Annotated in this window: 6 protein-coding genes; all 6 read right to left on the bottom strand. The window is 57.9% G+C overall.

Annotated elements, in window-relative coordinates:
* Positions 1-163: 163 nt before the first annotated feature.
* Positions 164-541 carry a VOC family protein gene (locus PMES_RS16035; RefSeq protein WP_159966734.1) on the bottom strand — a complete coding sequence of 126 codons (378 nt, stop codon included), beginning with the start codon at positions 539-541 and terminating at the stop codon, positions 164-166.
* A gap of 462 nt (positions 542-1,003) precedes the next feature.
* Entirely contained in the window at positions 1,004-1,285 is a 282-nt protein-coding gene (locus tag PMES_RS16030; protein ID WP_159966733.1) for a DsbA family protein, read from the bottom strand.
* 15 nt (positions 1,286-1,300) lie between these two features.
* Positions 1,301-1,780: a DsbA family protein gene (locus PMES_RS16025; RefSeq protein WP_159966732.1), complete on the bottom strand. Its 480-nt coding sequence runs from the start codon at positions 1,778-1,780 to the stop codon at positions 1,301-1,303.
* The gene (locus tag PMES_RS16020) at positions 1,780-2,571 is read right to left on the bottom strand and encodes a MauE/DoxX family redox-associated membrane protein (protein ID WP_159966731.1); all 792 of its coding nucleotides are present in this window, start codon (positions 2,569-2,571) and stop codon (positions 1,780-1,782) included. Before PMES_RS16020 ends, PMES_RS16025 begins: the two co-directional genes overlap by 1 nt.
* A gap of 18 nt (positions 2,572-2,589) precedes the next feature.
* Positions 2,590-2,721, bottom strand: coding sequence for a hypothetical protein (locus PMES_RS16895; protein ID WP_268892434.1), 132 nt, complete (start codon positions 2,719-2,721; stop codon positions 2,590-2,592).
* Between the two features lie 24 nt (positions 2,722-2,745).
* Positions 2,746-3,063: a DUF305 domain-containing protein gene (locus PMES_RS16015; RefSeq protein ID WP_159966730.1), complete on the bottom strand. Its 318-nt coding sequence runs from the start codon at positions 3,061-3,063 to the stop codon at positions 2,746-2,748.
* Positions 3,064-3,140 lie beyond the last annotated feature (77 nt).

The raw sequence follows: 3,140 nt of genomic DNA, 5'->3' as shown, positions 1-3,140 counted from the left end.
CTGCACCTTCGCCGCGGGCGGCATCAGCGGCCGCTTCGATGTCGACCGACCTTCGCTCCGCCCTGCCCGAGCGACCGCAACGCGGGACAAAGCTGCCGTCGCGTCGGTGTCTCCCAAGCTCCGCTTCGCGTCTTTGGACCCATCGCTGAAACCCACGCAAGACTTACCTGTGCTGGTCAATCAGGATTGGATTGCCGTCCGGATCGATCACAACAAAGCTGCCTGGGCCAGCATCGGCGTCCAACGTCTTCTGCACGGCTTCGATGCCGTCCGTAGTGATGTGGGCATGCAGATCACGGACGTCCTCAAACGGATCAACCGCCCCTGCAGCTTGATCCCATCCAGGGTTGAACGTCAGCATGGGTTGATCGAACATTCCCTCGAACAAGCCGATAATATGACCGTCAGGATTAACTAAAATCGCCCACTTGGCACCGTCTTCCAACGGCATTTTCGGCGCAAAGCCTAGTTTCGCATAAAACGCCATCGAGGCTGTGATGTCCTTGACCGGCAGACTGACCGAAAAAGCACCAAGTCTCATATTCTGGCTCCTTGCTGATTGAAAAATCCTTGTTTCTGACCGTCTCCAGGCAGAATGCCATCTATAGCATTTTGCTCTGTATCACCCCGCAATCAAGCGTCTTAGGTCCACCGTCTCGCAACACGACCGATCGGGGTTAAAGTTTTCTGGCCTACGCCAACGGAAAGCGGCCATTGGTCAATGGCGCAGGATCAAGCTCTCCGGGCGCCTTCCAGACCTTCGCCGCGCTGAACACGAGTGACCGCTGCCGGACCAAACCCCTTGCCACAACCTATGACCCTAAAACGGTCGATATCGCCGGTGACAGAAACGACTGAGTTCTGGTCGCTGGACGCGCCAATGCGGTCGTTCACTGGCGACTAGGTTACGGTCCGCTGTGCGGGACGAAGCGGACCTACAACTCAGGCGTTTGAACGTCCGCTTCTTCTGAAACTTGAATCTGACAGCCCTGCGCGCAAGAAATCAGCCGATCAGACACGGATTGCTGACCTCTTCTGCGATCAGCTTGCGCAGCGACACTTTCGGAATGGACCCCATGAACACGGTGCGACCGACCGCGAAGGCCGGTGTGCCAATGAACCCGAAGACATCCGCGATTGCCGCCGTAAGGCCCAGGCGGCGCTCGATAGCGTCCGACCGCATATCTTCAAGCAATCTGTCAGCGTCGAGGTCGAGGTTTTCCGCAATCGCAGCGATGTAACTTTCATCCGTCACGGCCGGGCTACGGATCAGGCGCGCATGCATATCGCGGTATCGACCTTACAGATCAGCGGCGAGAACCGCGCGGCTGGCGGTAGCCGACGCAACGCCAAGGAGCGGGAGCTGATGCCGAACAATGTGGAACGTGCCGGGATCACTCTCTTCGAGATCAGAGAGACGATCATCCATCACACGACAGATCGGACAGGCGAAGTCCGAGAACATAGCAACGGGCACAGTATCGGTCGCACCTTCACCGAAGAAAGCGGCGCACGGATTTGTCCTGACAAACTGTTCAAGCTCGTTGTTAACCTCGGCTTCAGCCTCACCCATATCGAGGCCCGCAAAGATCGCCGCACTCGGCGTGGATGCCCCGGCTCCTTGCAAACGCCGGAAGGGCGGAAGGTCGGAAATGTCTTCAAATGCAAATTCCGGCCGACTTAGCGAGGCCAGATAAGGCGCACCCTTGACCCATCCGAAGATGGCGAGGGCACCGCCAGCCAGCAGTGCCCGTCGCTTCCAATCGGTTTTTTTTTCCATCAGCCAGCAATCAGTCTGACCAGCATGACGATGGCCATTCCCATCATCATCAGGTTTTCGGTAAGGCTTACGAACCCAAGCGGCACGTTCGCGCCTCCGCCCACGCAGGCGCATTTCAGTTCGCGCTTGTCGATGTAGACGGCCTTGAACACGCTGGCAGCGCCGACAGTGGCGATAAAGAGCGCAGCAGGGGCGGCAAGCCAGGTCAGCAGCATACCCGTCATCAGGATACCCGCCCCCGTCTCGACCCACGGATAGACATAGGCATAGGGCACCCACTTCCGCGCGAGCAGGTCGTAGTTGAGGAACATCGTCGTGAAACTCTCTATATCGCGGAGTTTCTGCATCCCCAGCAGGATCATCGAGACGGAGATGAACCATCCGAGCGTCTGCCACGAAATCGTGCCGAGAAAGCCGATGGATAGCGCGAGCGCCGTCGCTGCGGCGACCGCGAAGAGATAGATTACCGGCGTGTAGGTCGTCGCGTCGGGATCATAGTCGGTGAGCTTCTGGCGCAGGGCATCATAGCCACCGACGCGCTCGCCTTCGATCCAGACCTGTGGCGTGGTGGGAACATCATATTTGTCTTTGAACGCATCGACTTCCGGGCGCTCGCGGAACAGTCGATCATCGACATCGTAGCCTTTCGACTTCAATAACCAGCGCGCCTTTTGACCGGCCGGACACAGATGGTTCGGCAGCGCCATGCGGTAGAGAACGGCGGTCTTTCCGGTCGCGGCAGTTGCGGGATCGGTCGTTACGTCTGCGACGTCGCGGGTGTCCTTCGGCATGTCATAGTCTCCTTGCGCTCAGCGTCCGCGAGAGTTGCGGATGAAATAGACGATACCGGCGATCAGAAAGACGATCACGAGCAGGGAAATCAAACCCATACCGCCCATCATCCAACCGCTTCCGTCCATCATTTGATCTTCGTTCATCATGGCATTGCTCTTTTAAATCTATCTTCAGTTTTGAGGGCTGACTTCGACACGATCCGTGCCGGTAGCCGCGTCCCCATTGGCCTCGATATCCGCGATGTAGAGTTTCATTTCCTCGATCTCGCTGCGCTGCGCCTCGATGATCGCATCGGCCAGCGCGCGGACGCGCGGGTCGGAAATGTTCGCCCGTTCGCTGGTCAGGATCGCGATGGAATGGTGCGGGATCATCGCCTTCATCCATGCGACATCGCCCACCGTGTCCTGCGACCGGACGAGATAGACACCGGCGGCAAAGGCGATGGCTGCGCCAGCGAAGATCGCGATGTTGGTTTTCCGGTTTGTCAAGGGCGGTGCAAAATTGGTCCATTAGGGCGGCGTAAAAGTAGGCCAGTTTGGATTGAGCCGTTTGTTTGATTTTAGAG

Origin of the sequence: Profundibacterium mesophilum KAUST100406-0324, assembly GCF_009835145.1 — a bacterium.
In the GTDB taxonomy this organism is placed as follows: domain Bacteria; phylum Pseudomonadota; class Alphaproteobacteria; order Rhodobacterales; family Rhodobacteraceae; genus Profundibacterium; species Profundibacterium mesophilum.
The sequence above is the reverse complement of the archived record's forward strand: the minus strand, read 5'-3'. Positions and strand labels throughout refer to the sequence as shown.

Coding starts and splice junctions, on each gene's coding strand:
- PMES_RS16035 (WP_159966734.1), bottom strand. CDS start 541: ATGAGACTTGGTGCTTTTTCGGTCAGTCTGCCGGTCAAGGACATCACA.
- PMES_RS16030 (WP_159966733.1), bottom strand. CDS start 1,285: ATGCATGCGCGCCTGATCCGTAGCCCGGCCGTGACGGATGAAAGTTAC.
- PMES_RS16025 (WP_159966732.1), bottom strand. CDS start 1,780: ATGGAAAAAAAAACCGATTGGAAGCGACGGGCACTGCTGGCTGGCGGT.
- PMES_RS16020 (WP_159966731.1), bottom strand. CDS start 2,571: ATGCCGAAGGACACCCGCGACGTCGCAGACGTAACGACCGATCCCGCA.
- PMES_RS16895 (WP_268892434.1), bottom strand. CDS start 2,721: ATGATGAACGAAGATCAAATGATGGACGGAAGCGGTTGGATGATGGGC.